The sequence below is a fragment of the Geobacillus sp. LYN3 genome (genome assembly GCF_003064505.1).
Classification (GTDB): domain Bacteria; phylum Bacillota; class Bacilli; order Bacillales; family Anoxybacillaceae; genus Parageobacillus_B; species Parageobacillus_B toebii.
In genome coordinates, this window is the sequence record NZ_QCWL01000001.1 from 1,786,261 (window position 1) to 1,803,198 (window position 16,938).

Sequence of the window (16,938 nt, forward strand, 5' to 3'; positions counted from 1 at the left end):
TGTCGAAAAATATTTTTTGGACACCCCTGAGAGGCCGAAAAGCCTTGATACATCAATATTTCTAGAGGGAGGTACAAACAGCACGAAAATTCTACATGATTCCGAATATGGAGATTATCTCTCGGCTTTTGCTCCGATCAAGAATAATGAAAAAGTAATCGGGATTCTTGGAGTGGATATTGATGCAAAAAAGGTTGGTTTGATTCAGCAAAAAGTAGTAAAAGAACAATTAATGATGTTTATATTTTTATTTGTAATGGGAATCGGACTCATTAGCGGCATTTCCTTTTTCTACGTTCGTAAACGATTAAAATCTCTGGAAACATTAAATGAAGTGGCCGAAAAAATCGCTGCAGGGGAGCTGAATGAAGCGCAAAATCTATTAGAAAAAATACGAATAAAGGGGAAAGATGAGATTGCTAGTCTATCTTATTCATTTAAGCAAATGATGGCTGGAATGCGCGAGATGGTAACAGATATTACAGAAAGCACATATGAAATGCTGGAAACTTTTAAAGCATTAAGTCAAAATATTGAGAGTGCCAAACATTCTAGTGAGCAAATCACAATGGCCATTAGGACGGTGTCTTCGAACGCACAACAGCAGGAGACGAGTATAAATGAAACAGCTCATGCGGTCGAGGAAATGGCTATTGGCGTTCAAAAAATTGCCGAGTCATCGTCTCTTATTGCGGAATCATCAAATGATGTAATGAAACAAGTGGAAAGAGGAAATGAAGAAATTGAGAAAGCAATCAAGCAAATGGATGACATGCGACAGGCTGTTATGGAAACATCCATGAAAATCACGGAGTTAGGCAATCGGATTGAAGAGATTGAACAAATTCTTACGGCCATTACGGAGATTTCCGAACAGACAAACTTGCTTGCGTTAAATGCAAACATTGAAGCGGCACGTGCTGGAGAACATGGAAAAGGATTTGCCGTCGTTGCCAACGAAGTGAGAAAGCTTGCTGAGCAAACGAAGCATTCGGCACAAAAAATTGCTGAATTGATTCAACAGTTCCAAATCATGACGAAAGACGCGGTTCGTGAAATGGAGTCGGGAACCCAAGAAGTTGAAAAAGGGACAAAAGATGTCCATAAAGTAGGAGAAGTGTTCCGATCTATTTTTCATGCGGTTCACCAATCGAATAATGAGCTTCAAGAAGTGTCTGCGATTACGGAGGAAATGGCCGCTGGATCTGAACAAATATCTGCTTCCGTTGAGTAAGCGGCCTTCTTAACTAAAGAGGCTGCATCAAACGCTGCGAAAGTCGTGGAATCTGTGGAAAAACAAATGAAAGCAATGGAAGAAATCGCTGCTTCGACGGAATTGTTAGGGGAAATATCAGAAAAACTTGAAAAATCGGTAAGAAAATTTAATTTATAAATATAAAGTTGTCTGGGGTCTCCGGACAACTTTTTTTGGTGCACTTGGCATGGGTGCTGTCTAAGGATGAAAGTCCCGAACTGCGAAGGCAGAAGTAGCAGTTAGCTTAACGCAAGGGTGTCCGTGGTGACGCGGAATCTGAAGGAAACAGACGGCAAACTTCCGGTCGGCAGTGTGCGAGGACGAGGGTTAATCATCCTCTCCTACTAGATTACATAAGAATTACCATAAAAATTTCATGAATAAAAGAGTAATTCATGGTATAATAAACGTTTGTAATGTTAGAAAAGGAGATTTTATCGATATGATGAAGACATTTCTTCAGCTCAATACGATATTTATTAGTATTTTAATAGAATCGTTGCCGTTTGTTGTACTTGGTGTGTTTATTTCAGGGATTATTCAAATGTTTGTAACGGAAGAAATGGTCGAAAAATGGGTGCCGAAAAATAAAGCGCTGGCCGTGATCTATTCAACGCTGATAGGGGCGCTATTTCCTGCCTGCGAATGCGGGATTGTGCCAATTACACGGAGATTGGTAGCAAAAGGAGTACCTTTGTATGCAGCGATACCGTTTATGTTAACAGGACCTGTCATTAATCCGATTGTATTGTTTTCAACGTATATTGCGTTTGGAAGCAGTTGGACAATGGTATTATATCGGTCTATTTTTGCTTGTATCATTGCCATCATCATTGGTTTCATCATATCCGTGCAATTTAAAGACAACCAGTTGCGAAAGGAAGAAACAATTCATACCGTTTTGCCGAAATCATGGAAAGAAAAATGGATCGGGACGTTGCAACATACGATTGATGAGTTTTTTACGACGGGCAAATATTTGATTATTGGCGCGTTTTTCGCATCGGCGATGCAAACATTTGTGAAAACGCCGACATTGCTTGCGGTTGGCCAAGGAAGTGTGTCTTCCATTCTTGTTATGATGGCGCTTGCCTTTGTGCTGTCATTATGTTCAGAAGCGGATGCATTTATTGCGGCGTCGTTTCAAAATACGTTCTCGTTTGGAGCGCTCGCAGCCTTTCTTGTGTACGGACCGATGCTGGATATAAAAAATACGTTGATGCTGTTGCAGTCGTTTAAGACTCGCTTTGTGCTTGTGCTTATTATGTATATTACGATATTCGTGTTTATCGGTTCCTTGTTCATTTAAAGGAGTGAAATAGGATGATACGAATGTATATTTTGCTTGGTTTTTCGTTTTTGTTTTTTCATTTACACATTACAGGAGAAATTAGCAAATATATTAATATGCGTTATTCCTATATATCGTTTAGCGCCATTTTCGTATTCGCTTTTTTGACCATTGTCCAGCTTTTTTTCGCCAGCCGGGAAGGGAAGCATGAACACTGCCATGATGATTCATGTTGCCGCCATCATGAAGAGCAAGCGCGATGGAAACGGGTCGTTAATTATATGATATTTATTTTTCCAGTTGTGTCCGTGTTGTTTCTTCCACCAGCAACGCTTGATTCGGATATGGTAAAAGCGAAGGGCTTTCACATCCGGGGATTTACAACAAAAAGCGATGATCCATTTGTCCAACGGCAACTTTTGCGGCCGGATACGAGCATTTATTACGACGAAGATGACTACGATAACTTGATGAGAAAGGAACTGAATAAATTTTCAAAAACATCACATCTCGTATTGAATGAGGAAAATTATTTAAGTGCGATGGAAACGATATATCAATTCCCAGGACAGTTTGATGATCAAGTCATTGAATTTGACGGGTTTGTCTATCATGATGAGACGACGAAAAAAACACAGCGGTTTGTTCTGCGCTTTGGCATTATCCATTGTGTGGCCGATTCGGGAGTATTCGGGCTTTTAACGGAGTTCCCGGACAATCCTCATTTAGCGAATGATGAATGGATTCATGTGAAAGGAAAGCTTTCAACGATGTATTATCAGCCGTATAATGCGACAATTCCTTATGTAAAAGTAACATCATGGCATAGAATCGACGAACCAAAAGAACCGTATGTATTTCGAAAATATGACCAGTAGAAAAAAGAAGGAGCCGATTGCCAAGGCTCCTTTTCTTATGAACGTATATCGCAATCAAGCACTTCCCCAAGTTTTAGACATTTTAGCCTGCTCTCGTCCAGACCGCGCCGCTTCCATTCAGCAAGCAAACGGTCAAGCGCTTCCTTCGGAGTGTCATCGGCAAGACGAAACGCGCCATAATGCATTGGAATAAAGTAGTCTGCTTGACAGTCGACAAAGGCTTGTACCGCTTCTTCAGGAGTGACGTGCTGCGGACCCATAAACCATTCCGGCTCATACGCACCAATCGGAAGAAGAGCGTAGTCAATCGAAAAACGTTCGCCAATATCTCGGAATCCACGGAAATAGCCGCTATCGCCAGCAAAATATATCGTCGGTTTTTCCTTTGCCTGCATGACCCAGCCACCCCAGTGGGACGTGTTCATATCCCATAAAGTCCGCCTTGTCCAATGTTGCGCCGGAACAAACGTAAAGGTCACATCGCCAAACGATTGTTCTTCCCACCATTCGAATTCCGTCACTTGCTTATATCCTTTTCGCTCGAATAGACGGCCAAGCCCAACAGGAACGAATATGTGTGGTGTTCCTTTTAATTTGCGGATGCTTGGAAAATGTAAATGATCATAATGGCCATGAGAAATAAGCACGACATCGACTTCAGGCATTTCATTCAGTGAAATGCCAGGCTTCGTAAGCCGTTTTGCTGTTCCCATGCGCGTTGCCCATACGGGATCGGTGACGATGGTGATGCCGTTTAGTTGAATCACAAACGTAGAATGCCCGACCCAAGAAAGCAATGTGCGAAAATGGTTCGCATGAAGAAGTGGATATTGCGGCGGGTCGGCATGAGGAACTTGATACGATAAATCTTTCTTTTTGTTTTTCCGTTCCTTTTGCCAGCGGCGAAAATCAGAAAACGTTTTTTTTGTCGAAACTCCATCTAAGTTTTCGTATCTCTTCATCTGCTTTTCACCCTTTTTATATGCGCTATAATATAAGAGTAGCAAAATGATTTTTTCAGTAACAAATTTTTGCTTGGTGGTGAAGAAAAATATGTTGCAATCATTTACGATTCGAACAACAAAGCGCGATGAGATGGTGGACATTACTTCGTTCGTCGAACAGACGGTGCGTCAAGCTGGAGTGAAAGAAGGATTCGCCATCGTTTATTGCCCGCATACAACTGCGGGAATTACGATTAACGAAAACGCCGACCCTGATGTAAAGCGAGATATGATGCGGCGTTTTGATGAAACGTATCCGTGGGAGCATCCGCTTGATCGTCATATGGAAGGGAATACAGCGGCACATATGAAGGCAAGCACGGTCGGTGCGTCACAACATGTCATTATTACGCATGGAAAGCTGCTTTTAGGAACATGGCAAGGAATTTATTTTTGCGAATATGACGGCCCGCGCCAACGGACGTTTTATGTGAAAGTGGTCGAAGGGTAAACAACTGGCATCCTTCGTCACTAATATTTTTTAGATGTATATAAAGACCTAAGATCGATCGTCACGATGAGATTTTGTTTTCAATGGCTAGTTCATCGTATTGATGAAACGAATATAACTATAATAATATTATGTAAACTTAAATACACCGATTAGAAAAAGGACTAACGAAACGAAACCGTTAGTCCTTTTCTGTTTGGTGATTAGGAAAGAGCCGTTAAAATGAGCGGACCGTTTTTCGTAATGGCAATCGTATGCTCATATTGTGCGGAATAAGAACCGTCAACCGTTCTTGCCGTCCAGCCGTTTTGATCCATTTTGCTTTGCCATGCGCCGATGTTTACCATCGGTTCAATCGTAATCACCATTCCTTCTTTTAGGCGCAATCCTTTTCCTTTTTCACCAAAGTGAGGAATGTATGGTTCTTCGTGAATCGTTGGCCCAATTCCGTGTCCAGTAAAATCACGGACGACAGAAAAGCCGTTTGCTTCGACATATGTTTGGATCGCATGGCCAATATCCCCGATGCGATTGCCGATAACAGCCTGTTCAATCCCTTTATATAGAGATTGTTCTGTTACATAAAGCAATTTTTTCACTTCTTCGCTTACATCCCCAACCGCATATGTCCATGCGGAATCGGCAAGCGCTCCGTGCAAATTAACAACAAAATCGATCGTCACAATATCCCCGTTTTTTAACGGCTCATTACGAGGAAAACCATGGCAAATTTCGTCGTTGATCGAAGCGCACGTTGCGTAAGGATAACCTCGATATCCTTTTTGTTCCGGTTTTGCGCCATGCTTTGCTAAAAACGTTTCTACAAAGCGGTCGATTTCCATTGTGGTAATTCCTGGCTTAATTAACTGGGCAATTTCTTGATGGCAAGCTGCCAATAATTTTCCTGCTTCGTGCATCAATTTAATTTCTCTTTCTGTTTTTACATGAATCATGGAAAATCTCCTTTTCATTAATGATTTGGAAATGAATATCATAAAATTTATATATGCCGTAATGCAACAAAATCTATTGTGTATTGTAACAAAAAATAGTGTAGAGATAAACGAAAGGGAGTCACAGCAAGGTGATTTTCAATTTACGTAATTTTCCGAAAAAAATAGCACGAACACTCTGTTTTTGATGAAAAAGAAAGTATGTAACAAATCGTACCGGCTGCTAGAAATAGAGCGTTCTTTAGGTCTTCGATCATGTTGACGTTTTATAATGCTGCAGAAACTTTTTTTCTTCGTTTGTGAGATCGTGAGAATTTGACGAAGAAAGTGGAAGATAAATCGATACTTCTGTTCCTTTATGTATTTCACTTTTAATATGAATCGTCCCATTCATGGATTCAATAATGCGGTATACTACCATCATGCCGAGGCCAGTGCCTTTAATTCCTTTTGCTGTAAAATACGGTTCTCCTAGCCGATCGATTTGTTCTTTTGTCATGCCGACTCCCGTGTCAGAAATTCGAATAAGCATGCGCTGTTTTTCAATAGAAACGTAAATTTGCAGCACACCGCCGTTTGGCATTGCCTCGATGGAGTTTTTCATAATATTGAGTAAACATTGGCGGAATTTTTCGCGCTCTCCAGTTATCGTAAACGGCGCTAATGTTGTTTTTACTTCCACACTGTTCATGTTAGCAAACGGGCGTAAAAGGTCAATCACGCGCTCAATTTCTGTTTTGACATTCAGCTTTTCTACCGATTCGGGGGCTGGTTTCGCAAAAGTTAAGTAATCGGTAATGATCGCTTCTGCACGATCCAACTCTTCAATGGCGATTTGTATGTATTGCTTCCGTTTTTCAGGAGAAAGATGGTGTTGCTCCAACAATTGCATAAACCCGCGCGCAGCGGTAAGCGGATTTCGTATTTCGTGGGAAATGGATGCTGCTAGATGACTCACTACTTCCATTTTTTCCGCACGGATAATTCGTTTCCGCAATTCCATATTTTTATATATCATTTCTTTTAATGAGCAGACAATCAGCATAAATATCGGTTGAACAAACAAATAGGTAAGTGACATGATAGAGGACGATGATGAAATACCTTGAAACATTTGGGCCAGTTCGAGGGATAAAGATCCCGAAAACGCGCATAGTGCAGTGGCAAGCAATATACGATGCTTAGATGATAGCTGCAAAAATTTTTTCGATAAAGTCATGCTTGTTATCATAATAAATATTGAGGTAATGACCGTAACGAGAAATCCGGCCCCTCCAAACAACAAGCGGCAACCAATGGTTACTAAACATAAAAACAAGCTTGTTGCTGGCCCTTTATATAGACTCCCTAACCAAAGAGGTATTTGCCTCAAATCGAAAATGAAATCTGGATCCGAACTGACAGGAATGGTGATACATAAAATAATGACGAGTGCCAAACAAACGGTGAACAAATGTTGTTTGATATGTCTAGGTATATTTCTTTCTTCCACCCATAAAGGAACGATAAAAATTGGAATAAGAATAAAGAACAAATTTAGTAAAAAATCTTTTAAAATAGCAAGCATAGCAGCACCTTCTTTCTCGTAATACGGTATATAGAAGCAAATTTAACGATTAAATATATTACATTGTAAACAATAAACATGTCGGATGTTAAGAGTGAATTTATAGTGTTTTTTTGACATAAATCTTCGTTTTTCAACAAAAAACAGATAGTTATTCTATAACTATTTTTTAACTAAAAATATAACTTAAGAGGAATCGTTTGGAAAAAGAGGTCTATCTTTCAGCTGCACTGGCGTTGAAGAAGGGGATAGGGTTATGGAATGTGCTCAATGAAACAGCACCGAATGTGTGGACAAAAGAGCCAGCTGTACATACGGCAAAGAAAGGAGGATCTGTCGATTTAGAGATTGCCGGCGAAGAAAAGTTAGTAGAAAGCTTAAAAAAGCGGGAAAACGTCTGTAAATGCATACCAGCTGAAGCTGAAAAAGCTGTATGCGCCTTTCTAAAAGAGAAAGTGCCGCACTCCATCGAGTGAAACAGGAACAAACGTTAAACGGAAAAATTTATTATATCGTTAAAGGTTTAGGCATGAGCGCTTCTCATGTTTTTTTGTTGTCGACAAAATGTGATATGTAAAGATAACAAAAAGATAATAATTTGTTGATTTTTCTTTGTTCTTTCTCCCGCGGTTTATTTTTATAATTGGTAATGAAAGGGGGATTTTCCTAATATGCGGGAGTTGTATAAGCAGTTAATGATTTGGATTGAGGAAAAACAGCCGGTAAAAATTAAAACTGATCAAGGAGAGGCTACGTTTTTGCCTGTCAAACTTTATAAAGATGTCCATAAGTTGTTTGCATATAATCGGAAAATGACGCTTATCAATATTTCTTTAGATAAGGTCATTTCCATTGAACCGACCCGAATTTATGGATCGTTTGATATAAGAGAAGAACAAGTTGTACATATCCATTAAGTGAAAAGAAAGGGAGCGGACTCATTAAAAAAGAGGACGCTCCCTTTTATGTATTGCAGAGCGGAAAGACGTTACCTTAAAATGAAGGTAATTCATATTGCGAGAGGGGGAGGAAACATGCGTGGCAAACGCATCGTCTTATGCGCGTCAAGAAAATTAGAAGAAATGACAACACTCATTGAAAAACAAGGTGGAATAGCGATCGTGCGCCCGGCGCAAGGGATATTATTTTCAAAGGAAGGGGAGCTGGAAGATGAAATTCGTGCTGTTATTGCAATGCGCCCGGACTGGTTTATTTTTACAACAGGCATAGGAGTGGAAACGTTACTAGAAGCGGCAGAGAGAGGGAAAGTGAAAGAGGAATGGGTGAAAACGATTCAGCATGCGAACGTAGCAGTTCGGGGGTATAAGACGGCTGCGGCATTAAAGAAAATTGGAGTTGCTCCTGTTGCTGCCAGTGATGATGGAACAACAAAGGGACTTATTCGCTCACTTAATGAATATTCCTTTGCGGGAAAAAAAGTGATTGTCCAATTGCACGGAACCACGTCTCCGACATTAAAGGAGTTTTTGGAAGAAAATCATGCGATATATACCGAGCTGCTTCCGTATCGCCATGTTGCCCCAGATCCTGAAGTGCTCGAAAAGCTGTACGAGGAAGTGATTCACCGAAAAGTAGATGCTGTTTGTTTTACGACGGAGGTGCAAGTTCGTTTTTTATTTTCATTTGTAAAAGAACAAAAAGATATTGAGTGGTTCCGGCAATCATTTAACGAACATGTTATTGCGTGTGCGGTCGGAAAAGTTACGGCTGAAGCGCTTTATGAAGAGGGGATTGTCCGCGTTGTTGCTCCGGAACTAGAGCGGATGGGCGCAATGATTGTTACATTGTCGCAATATTTCGAACGCCAGTCATAGCGATGAAGAAAAATCACGCAGGAAATTTCCTGCGTGATTTCAGCTTGTCGACTTTGTCGACAAGCTGAAACGGGATGCCCCATATAGGGGTATCCCGTTTTTCCATATATATGAAAGGGGGATTTGAGCATATTATATTAATGAATGTTGTTTAGTTGCTCCGCTTGCTTAGGCATGCGTTTACGATAAACGACATAGTTTCGTCTAAGATAACGGAGCGGCAAGCTAAACACGTGCACCAATCTTGTAAATGGCCAAACGGCAAAAATGCCTAATGCTGCGATAATATGAATTTGAAACCAGATTGGCACCTGTTCCATATAAGCTGGGTTTGGCCGGAACATTAGGACGCCGCGGAACCATGGACCGATTGTTGTTCGATAGTCAAAGCCGTTGGAATCGATATTAAGCAGCGTAGAAAAAAGTCCGGTTAAGATGACAATCGCGAGGAAAAAGAGAGCGATCCAATCCCCACGGCTGCTTGTTACTCTAACGCGCTTTACCGCTATGCGGCGGCGGGTCAGAATGATTAGTCCGATCAGAGCAGCCAATCCTGCCGGAATACCACCAGCAAGGGCAATGAGGTGGTATGCTTCTTCCGAAATGCCCATCGTTTCGTAAACGGCTTCAGGAATCAGAATTCCCATGACATGTCCGATAAAAACGAATAAAATTCCCCAATGGAAAAGAAGGCTGCCGAGACGCAACTGCTTTTTTTCCAATACTTCGCTTGATTTGGACGTCCAGCCAAACTGATCGTATTGATAACGCCAAATATGGCCGCCGATAAAAATCGTTAGGACAACGTAAGGCAAAATGACCCAAAGAAATTGTTTCAACATATCACACACTTCCTTTCGGGATTGGCTTCACACCAAGTTCTTCGAACGCCAGGAAAATAGCGTCGAAAATAGCGGTATAAGGACTTTCAATGGCTGCGAGCTGTTTTCGGATTTCATCGATATTGTTCGCATATGTTTCAAAGAGCGGAACAACATATTGTTGTTCCGCGTAGGCGGCAAACTCAAGCATTAGCGGCAAATAATCGGGAAGTTCTTGGTCGGTCGTATCAAAACCGGCCGCTTTATAACGCTGTTTTAGTTGCAAAAGCTCCAAACCGCGCTCGCGCTGCTCGCCTGTATTCATATAGGTAACATACAAATTTGTTTTTTTGCCGAAATCGAACGTTTCGACATATTGTTCCATGCGCTGCTGAGTAGAGATTGTTTGTATGTGATGAATAAAAGTCGAGATATTATTGACGATTGCATCATTTTGTACAGTATGGATTGCTTCTAGGCAGTCGTCTAGCAAGTTTGCCCATTCTTCATCAGGATATGACAATAAATGGGATATGCATAAAAACACGGTTTGCATTTGTTCTTGATCCATCATTTATCACCTCGTATTAAGAGAGCGTGCCGCAAGCACCTGGACCGCCGGCAAATGATAAACCGCAGCTTCCTTGTTCCGCGTATAATTCGGCGACTTCTTCGCGATGGGATGCCGGAATCACGAAGCGGTCTTTATATTTTGCGATCGCTAATAAACGGTACATGTCTTCGATATCTTGTTCGCTTAAATCGAGCTCTTCTATCATGCTGATATCGGGTTGTTTGTTTGTTTGACGCGCGCGCATATAGGAACGCATCGCCGCCATTTTTTTCAACGTAATACGGATGTGTGTTTCATCTCCAGCTGTTAATAAATTGGCTAAATATTGAATTGGGATGCGCATTTCATCAATCGCTGGGAAAATGTCTTCCGCGTTCGCTTTGCTTCCTTTTCCTTCAAACATGTTCATAATCGGGCTAAGCGGAGGAATATACCATACCATTGGCAATGTGCGGTATTCCGGGTGAAGCGGAAGAGCGATTTTCCAGTCGACAATCATTTTATAAATCGGCGAACGCTGCGCTGCTTCAATCCATTCGTCCGGAATACCTTCTTCTTTCGCTTTCGCGATGACTTCTGGATCGTGCGGATCTAAGAAAATTTCAAGTTGAGAATGGTATAACGATTTTTCATCTTCCACGCTTGCCGCTTCTTTCACTTTGTCCGCATCATAAAGCATCACGCCGATATAACGGATGCGGCCGACGCACGTTTCCGCGCAAATCGTTGGCATGCCCGCTTCAATTCGCGGAAAGCAAAGCGTACATTTTTCCGCTTTATTTGTTTGCCAGTTAAAATATACTTTTTTATACGGGCAGCTTGTCACGCAATGGCGCCATGCGCGGCATGCGTTTTGGTCAACGAGGACGATGCCGTCTTCATCGCGTTTGTACATCGCTCCCGACGGGCAGCTTGAAACGCAAGGCGGATTGATGCAATGCTCGCAAATACGCGGCAAATACATCATAAACACATTTTCAAATTCCGCTTGGATCGCTTGTTCCATTTTGACAACGTTCGGATCTTTTAGTCCGGTAACGTGAGCACCGGCAAGATCGTCTTCCCAGTTTGGCCCCCAAGATAGTTCCATGAACTCGCCGGTGATCGCCGATTTCGGGCGAGCAACCGGCTGATGGCGTTTTTCGGGGCTAGTGGTCAATGTTTCGTAATCATAATTCCATGGTTCATAATAGTCATCAATCGTTGGTTGATACGGATTATAAAACAAGTTGAGAAGGCGCGTTGTTTTTGAGCCGGATTTCAGCTGGAGCTCCCCGTTTTTGAGCTCCCAGCCGCCTTTATATTTTTCTTGATCTTCCCACTGTTTCGGATAACCGATCCCTGGTTTTGTTTCGACGTTGTTGAAATACATATATTCTGCACCGGGACGATTTGTCCACGTATTTTTGCAAGTGACGCTGCACGTATGGCAGCCGATGCATTTATCTAAATTCATGACCATGCCGACTTGCGCTTTAATCTTCAAGCCAATCGACCTCCTCTAATTTGCGAATAATGACATACAAGTCGCGTTGGTTTCCAGTTGGACCGTAATAGTTAAATCCGTAGCTTAATTGCGCATACCCGCCAATCATATGGGTCGGTTTCATATGAATGCGTGTCGGGCTGTTGTGCGTGCCTCCGCGGTTGTTTGTCAGTTTCGTACCAGGAACGTTAATGTGTCGGTCCTGGGCGTGGTGCATAAATGCCATACCGCGCGGCAAACGGTGAGAGACAACAGCGCGTGCGACAACGACACCGTTGCGGTTGAAGCATTCAATCCAGTCGTTATCGCGAATGCCAGCTTCTTCGGCATCATCTTTGTTGATCCAGACGGTCGGACCGCCGCGGAACAGCGTAAGCATTGGCAGCGCATCAAAGTACATGCTGTGAATCGACCATTTGTTATGTGGTGTTAAATAATTCAGAACGATTTCTTTTCCTTTGACGTCCGGACGTTTTTTCGAAAATGGGCGATGCTGCAAGATTGGTTTAAACGTTGCCATTGCTTCGCCAAATTCATGCATTAATTCGTGATCCAAGTAATACGACTGCCGTCCTGTCAATGTCCGCCAAGGAATGAGCCGTTCGACGTTCGTCGTAAACGGTGAATAACGTCTTCCGCCTTTTTCTGAGCCGCTAAACGCCGGTGAAGTGATGACTGTTTTTGGCTGTGCGGTAATTTGCTCGAACGTAAAGCATTCTTCTTCACGTTCTTTCGCTAAATCGACAAGCGACAAGTTCGTCTTTTTCTCGAGCGCTTCCCATGCTTTTACAGCCACTTTTCCGTTTGTTGTCGATGATAGCGCGAGGATCGCTTCCGCCGCATTTTTCGCATCGCTAATATCTGGGCAGCCGGCGGCAATCGACGAGCGTTTGATCGTGCCTAACGTCTTTTTCAATTTTTCGTACTCTTCTTTGACCGACCAGGCAATGCCTTTTGTGCCCATTGGTTGTTTGGCCACGTTCGGTCCAAGGGAGATCATTTTATCGTAAATAAGTGTATAGTCGCGCTCGACAATGTGAATGTTCGGCATCGTTTTTCCTGGGATTGGTTCGCACTCACCTTTACTCCAGTCACGTACTTTGCCGAAAGGCTGTGACAATTCTTGCGCCGTGTCATGAAGAAGAGGAGTCGCCACCACTTCTTTGACCGGCTTCATGCCGATTTGTTTTGCGACATCGGAAACGGCTTTTGCTAATGACTTGAAAATATCCCAGTCTGAGCGTGCTTCCCATGGCGAGGAAATCGCTGGATTAAATGGATGAACAAACGGATGCATATCCGTGCTGCTTAAGTCGTGTTTTTCGTACCATGTTGCAGCAGGAAGAACGATATCGGAATATAGCGCCGTTCCCGCCATGCGGAAATCTAAGTTGATTAATAAATCGAGCTTTCCTTCCGGTGCTTGTTCGCGCCATGTGATTTCTTGCGGACGCAGGCTGTCTTCATCGTCGTTCAACAAGCCATGTGTCGTGCCAAGCAAATGTTTTAAGAAATACTCATGGCCTTTGCCCGAGCTAGAAATTAAGTTTGCGCGCCAAACGATTAAATTTCTCGGGAAGTTGGCTTCATGATCCGGGTCTTCAATGGCAAAACGCAATGTTTTTTCTTTTAATTGCTTGGCGACATATTGTGCGATTTGTTCCGGTGTCGATGCACCAGAGGCAACGGCTTCTTCATACAAGTCAATGCCGTTTTTGTTAAATGTCGGATAGGAAGGAAGCCAGCCAAGACGCACTGCAAGAACGTTATAATCAGCATAATGCGAATAGCGCGCCTTTTTGACAAGCGGAGAAACAAGTTCATCGACTGGCATTTCTTCGTAGCGCCATTGGTCAGTCGCAAAGTAGAAGAACGATGTACCATTTTGCAATTTTGGCGGCATCGTCCAGTCGCGTGCCATCGCGATCGTTTGCCATCCTTCCGTCGGACGCAGTTTTTCTTGTCCAACGTAGTGCGCCCATCCGCCGCCGTTGACTCCTTGCGCGCCGACGAACAAGACAAGATTTAATACGGCGCGGTAAATCGCATCGGAGTGGAACCAATGGTTAATGCCAGCGCCGACAATAATCATCGAGCGGCCATTGGTATCAATTGCATTTTGCGCAAACTCGCGCGCGATTTTAATGGCAAGCTCCCGTTTCACGCCTGTAATCGCTTCTTGCCATGCTGGCGTGAATGGAACAAGATCATTGTACGTACGGGCGACGTTTCCGCCAATCCCGCGGTCGACGCCGTAATTGGCAAGGACAAGATCATAGACGGTCGTTACATACGTTTCGCCATTTTCGGTTTGTATTTTTTTTGCCGGGACGATGCGTTCAATCGTTTTCCTTCCTTCATTAGTAAAGTACGGAATATGAATCGTAACGAGCTCATCTTCGCTCCCTAAAAACGATAGACAAGGTTCAATCGGCTGTTCCGTTTCTTCATCCACCATATGTAAATTCCATTTTCCTTGATCGTCCCAGCGCGAACCGATTGTTCCATGCGGAATCGTAAATGTTTTTTTATTTTCATCGTAAACGACCGGCTTCCATTCGGCGTTGGTGACGTTGCGGCCGAGATCTTTTGCCTGCAGGAAGCGGTCGGCCACCCATTTGTTGCCATCTTTTTTCAAAGTGACAACGAACGGAAAATCGGTGTATGTTTTGGCATATTGCTGGAAGTAAGGAACTTGCCGATCGACGTAATATTCTTTTAAAATGACATGGCCCATGGCCATGGCGAGCGCGCCATCTGTTCCTGGTTTCACGCTGAGCCAATCATCGGCAAACTTTGTCGATTCGGCATAGTCTGGGCTGATTGATACAACTTTTGTACCGCGGTAGCGAACTTCCGCTAAAAAGTGGGCGTCTGGCGTCCGGGTAAGCGGCACGTTGGAACCCCATGTAATAATGTAGCCGGAGTTATACCAGTCACTCGATTCCGGAACGTCGGTTTGGTCGCCCCAAATTTGCGGCGATGCAGGCGGCAGGTCCGCATACCAGTCGTAAAAGCTAAGCATCGGTCCGCCTATCAGCTGCATAAAGCGTGAACCGGCCGCATGGCTGACCATCGACATCGCTGGAATTGGCGAAAAACCAACATTGCGGTCCGGACCGTATTTGATGACAGTATATAATAGTGATGTAGCGACAAGCGTTAACGCTTCATCCCAGCTGACGCGGACAAATCCGCCCTTTCCGCGCGCTTGTTTATACCGTTTTGCTTTTTCCGGATTTTCGACGATGCTTTTCCAAGCGTCAAGCGGATTTTTATGTTCTTGTAGCGCTTCCCGCCACATATCCATCAACACGCCGCGCACGTATGGATATTTCACGCGGAGCGGGCTGTAAATGTACCAAGAAAAACTTGCGCCGCGAGGACAACCGCGTGGTTCAAAATCAGGCATATCCGGTCCGGTTGACGGATAATCAATTTGTTGTCCTTCCCATGTGACGATTCCGTCTTTTACGTAAATGTTCCAGCTGCATGAGCCAGTGCAGTTGACTCCATGGGTGGAACGGACGACTTTATCATGCTGCCAACGGCGGCGGTAAACATTTTCCCAATCGCGGTCGCCGTAGGTCACCTCACTATGGTCATTAGCATATCGTTCGATCGGTTTCATATATTTGAAACGATTCAATAACGGAGATCGCTTTCGTTTCATTTTGTTTCACTCCTTCATCAATTTGTGTAATTTTACTATAGCCATAATGAAAATAAAGGGATGTTAACTTTGTCACAGTTGGCTCGATTGTCACAAATCTGTCAAATGGTGAACGAAAACGAACAAACATTCTTTTTTTGTGTTATAATAGAGAAAAAGTTTTACATAATGAGGAGGTCGCATTGAGATATCATAGTCATATTGTTACGTCATTATGTTTTGGGGCAGCGGTCGCTGCGCATACATCACTTTCGTTTAGCGTAAGCTATACGGCGGGAATTGTCGTCGGCAGCTTACTTCCCGACATTGATGAACCGAAGTCGTACGTCGGACGGCGCTCAATGGGGGTATCCAATAAAGTAAAAGAAGCGTTTGGCCATCGCGGCATGACCCATTCGCTTGTTGTATGGGGAATCATCGCCCTTGTTATGATGTGGGAGTCGTCTTCGTTATTTGCCGTCGGCTTTGTGCTCGGCTATTTGTTTCATATTCTCGAAGACTTTTTCTCTGTCCAAGGTGTGCCGCTCTTTTGGCCGTTCACTTTAAAGCGATTTAAAATTCCCATCTATCGCACAGGCAATTTCATCGAAAAAGCGCTCTTTTACGCAGCGTTTGCCTTGCTTGTTTATATAGGGACGAAAGAAAATTTGTTTTATGAATGGTGGAAATCATTCGGATCGTTCATGTGATCGTTCATAAAAATTGTTCATAAAAAAAGGAAAAAACACGTCAGCAGCGAATTGATGAAATGGATACATTTTGCGCATTTGGGGGGAGAGGAGATGAAAGAAAAATATCCTGTATTAAAAGGGGCAGAACCGTTTTATCTTAATTAGGCGAGAAGACTCCCACTTCAACGAAGCGAAGCGGAGTAAGTGGGAGATGAATCGCCTTAACTATATTTGCTGAAAAAGGATAGATTCAGTAAAATATAGTATCATATAGTTAGATGGGAGGTGAAAAAATGTATTTTTGTATCAAACAACAGCTAAATGGTTTAACCAAAGAAGAATACTTGACCCTTAGAGAACTGTGCCGTATTGCCAAGAACATATACAACGTTGGATTGTATAATGTTAGACAATACTATTTTGAACACAAGGAATTTCTTAATTATGAGAAAAACTATCATCTTGCCAAAACGAACGAA

15 protein-coding genes and 1 pseudogene are annotated in these 16,938 nt (G+C 43.0%); 9 read left to right on the forward strand and 7 right to left on the reverse strand.

Annotation, left to right across the window (positions count from 1 at the left end; all coding sequences use genetic code 11):
- The 3 genes from DCC82_RS09285 to DCC82_RS09295 all read left to right on the forward strand — a co-directional run.
- A partial coding sequence (locus DCC82_RS09285) for a methyl-accepting chemotaxis protein (RefSeq protein WP_233252960.1) occupies window positions 1-1,234 on the forward strand: 1,234 nt, incomplete at its 5' end.
- 463 nt (window positions 1,235-1,697) lie between these two features.
- Window positions 1,698-2,564, forward strand: coding sequence for a permease (locus tag DCC82_RS09290; RefSeq protein ID WP_015863780.1), 867 nt, complete (start codon window positions 1,698-1,700; stop codon window positions 2,562-2,564).
- A 14-nt stretch (window positions 2,565-2,578) separates the two neighbouring features.
- Window positions 2,579-3,424, forward strand: coding sequence for a TIGR03943 family putative permease subunit (locus tag DCC82_RS09295; RefSeq protein WP_097354455.1), 846 nt, complete (start codon window positions 2,579-2,581; stop codon window positions 3,422-3,424).
- A gap of 35 nt (window positions 3,425-3,459) precedes the next feature.
- On the opposite strand, the gene DCC82_RS09300 is transcribed toward DCC82_RS09295, so the two are convergent.
- Entirely contained in the window at window positions 3,460-4,386 is a 927-nt protein-coding gene (locus DCC82_RS09300) for an MBL fold metallo-hydrolase (RefSeq protein ID WP_097354456.1), read from the reverse strand.
- 91 nt (window positions 4,387-4,477) lie between these two features.
- Here DCC82_RS09300 and DCC82_RS09305 point away from each other — a divergent pair, with 91 nt between their 5' ends.
- Window positions 4,478-4,879: a secondary thiamine-phosphate synthase enzyme YjbQ gene (locus tag DCC82_RS09305; protein WP_097354940.1), complete on the forward strand. Its 402-nt coding sequence runs from the start codon at window positions 4,478-4,480 to the stop codon at window positions 4,877-4,879.
- Window positions 4,880-5,082: 203 nt separating this feature from the next.
- On the opposite strand, the gene map is transcribed toward DCC82_RS09305, so the two are convergent.
- Window positions 5,083-5,832: a type I methionyl aminopeptidase gene (gene map, locus DCC82_RS09310; protein WP_015863784.1), complete on the reverse strand. Its 750-nt coding sequence runs from the start codon at window positions 5,830-5,832 to the stop codon at window positions 5,083-5,085.
- 253 nt (window positions 5,833-6,085) lie between these two features.
- Window positions 6,086-7,399: an ATP-binding protein gene (locus DCC82_RS09315; protein ID WP_015863785.1), complete on the reverse strand. Its 1,314-nt coding sequence runs from the start codon at window positions 7,397-7,399 to the stop codon at window positions 6,086-6,088.
- Window positions 7,400-7,599: 200 nt separating this feature from the next.
- Here DCC82_RS09315 and DCC82_RS09320 point away from each other — a divergent pair, with 200 nt between their 5' ends.
- The 3 genes from DCC82_RS09320 to DCC82_RS09330 all read left to right on the forward strand — a co-directional run bounded on the left by DCC82_RS09320 (window position 7,600) and on the right by DCC82_RS09330 (window position 9,234).
- Complete coding sequence (locus DCC82_RS09320; protein WP_015863786.1) at window positions 7,600-7,875, forward strand: hypothetical protein; 276 nt, start codon at window positions 7,600-7,602, stop codon at window positions 7,873-7,875.
- A gap of 195 nt (window positions 7,876-8,070) precedes the next feature.
- Window positions 8,071-8,316 (forward strand): hypothetical protein, encoded by a 246-nt coding sequence (locus DCC82_RS09325; RefSeq protein WP_015863787.1) that lies wholly within the window; start codon window positions 8,071-8,073, stop codon window positions 8,314-8,316.
- A 117-nt stretch (window positions 8,317-8,433) separates the two neighbouring features.
- A complete protein-coding gene (locus DCC82_RS09330; protein WP_015863788.1) occupies window positions 8,434-9,234 on the forward strand; it encodes a uroporphyrinogen-III synthase in 801 nt (266 codons plus the stop codon).
- Between the two features lie 137 nt (window positions 9,235-9,371).
- Here DCC82_RS09330 and narI read toward each other — a convergent pair whose 3' ends face one another.
- The 4 genes from narI to DCC82_RS09350 are packed head-to-tail and all read right to left on the reverse strand — an operon-like array spanning window position 9,372 to window position 15,788.
- Complete coding sequence (gene narI, locus DCC82_RS09335) at window positions 9,372-10,076, reverse strand: respiratory nitrate reductase subunit gamma (protein ID WP_015863790.1); 705 nt, start codon at window positions 10,074-10,076, stop codon at window positions 9,372-9,374.
- Window position 10,077: 1 nt separating this feature from the next.
- Entirely contained in the window at window positions 10,078-10,626 is a 549-nt protein-coding gene (gene narJ, locus DCC82_RS09340; protein WP_041269648.1) for a nitrate reductase molybdenum cofactor assembly chaperone, read from the reverse strand.
- A 16-nt stretch (window positions 10,627-10,642) separates the two neighbouring features.
- Complete coding sequence (gene narH, locus DCC82_RS09345; protein ID WP_108430331.1) at window positions 10,643-12,115, reverse strand: nitrate reductase subunit beta; 1,473 nt, start codon at window positions 12,113-12,115, stop codon at window positions 10,643-10,645.
- Window positions 12,105-15,788, reverse strand: a complete 3,684-nt coding sequence (locus DCC82_RS09350) for a nitrate reductase subunit alpha (RefSeq protein WP_108430332.1) — start codon at window positions 15,786-15,788, stop codon at window positions 12,105-12,107. The genes narH and DCC82_RS09350 overlap by 11 nt, the downstream gene beginning before the upstream one ends.
- Window positions 15,789-15,970: 182 nt before the next feature.
- Here DCC82_RS09350 and DCC82_RS09355 point away from each other — a divergent pair, with 182 nt between their 5' ends.
- Both DCC82_RS09355 and DCC82_RS18100 read left to right on the forward strand, forming a co-directional pair.
- Window positions 15,971-16,477, forward strand: coding sequence for a metal-dependent hydrolase (locus DCC82_RS09355; protein ID WP_015863793.1), 507 nt, complete (start codon window positions 15,971-15,973; stop codon window positions 16,475-16,477).
- Between the two features lie 275 nt (window positions 16,478-16,752).
- Window positions 16,753-16,938: pseudogene (locus DCC82_RS18100) on the forward strand (RNA-guided endonuclease TnpB family protein); the annotation flags it as partial.

What these genes read in the sequence shown, in the direction of transcription:
- DCC82_RS09290 (WP_015863780.1), top strand. Translation starts at nt 1,698, where the DNA reads ATGATGAAGACATTTCTTCAGCTCAATACGATATTTATTAGTATTTTA.
- DCC82_RS09295 (WP_097354455.1), top strand. Translation starts at nt 2,579, where the DNA reads ATGATACGAATGTATATTTTGCTTGGTTTTTCGTTTTTGTTTTTTCAT.
- DCC82_RS09300 (WP_097354456.1), bottom strand. Translation starts at nt 4,386, where the DNA reads ATGAAGAGATACGAAAACTTAGATGGAGTTTCGACAAAAAAAACGTTT.
- DCC82_RS09305 (WP_097354940.1), top strand. Translation starts at nt 4,478, where the DNA reads ATGTTGCAATCATTTACGATTCGAACAACAAAGCGCGATGAGATGGTG.
- map (WP_015863784.1), bottom strand. Translation starts at nt 5,832, where the DNA reads ATGATTCATGTAAAAACAGAAAGAGAAATTAAATTGATGCACGAAGCA.
- DCC82_RS09315 (WP_015863785.1), bottom strand. Translation starts at nt 7,399, where the DNA reads ATGCTTGCTATTTTAAAAGATTTTTTACTAAATTTGTTCTTTATTCTT.
- DCC82_RS09325 (WP_015863787.1), top strand. Translation starts at nt 8,071, where the DNA reads ATGCGGGAGTTGTATAAGCAGTTAATGATTTGGATTGAGGAAAAACAG.
- DCC82_RS09330 (WP_015863788.1), top strand. Translation starts at nt 8,434, where the DNA reads ATGCGTGGCAAACGCATCGTCTTATGCGCGTCAAGAAAATTAGAAGAA.
- narI (WP_015863790.1), bottom strand. Translation starts at nt 10,076, where the DNA reads ATGTTGAAACAATTTCTTTGGGTCATTTTGCCTTACGTTGTCCTAACG.
- narJ (WP_041269648.1), bottom strand. Translation starts at nt 10,626, where the DNA reads ATGGATCAAGAACAAATGCAAACCGTGTTTTTATGCATATCCCATTTA.
- DCC82_RS09350 (WP_108430332.1), bottom strand. Translation starts at nt 15,788, where the DNA reads ATGAAACGAAAGCGATCTCCGTTATTGAATCGTTTCAAATATATGAAA.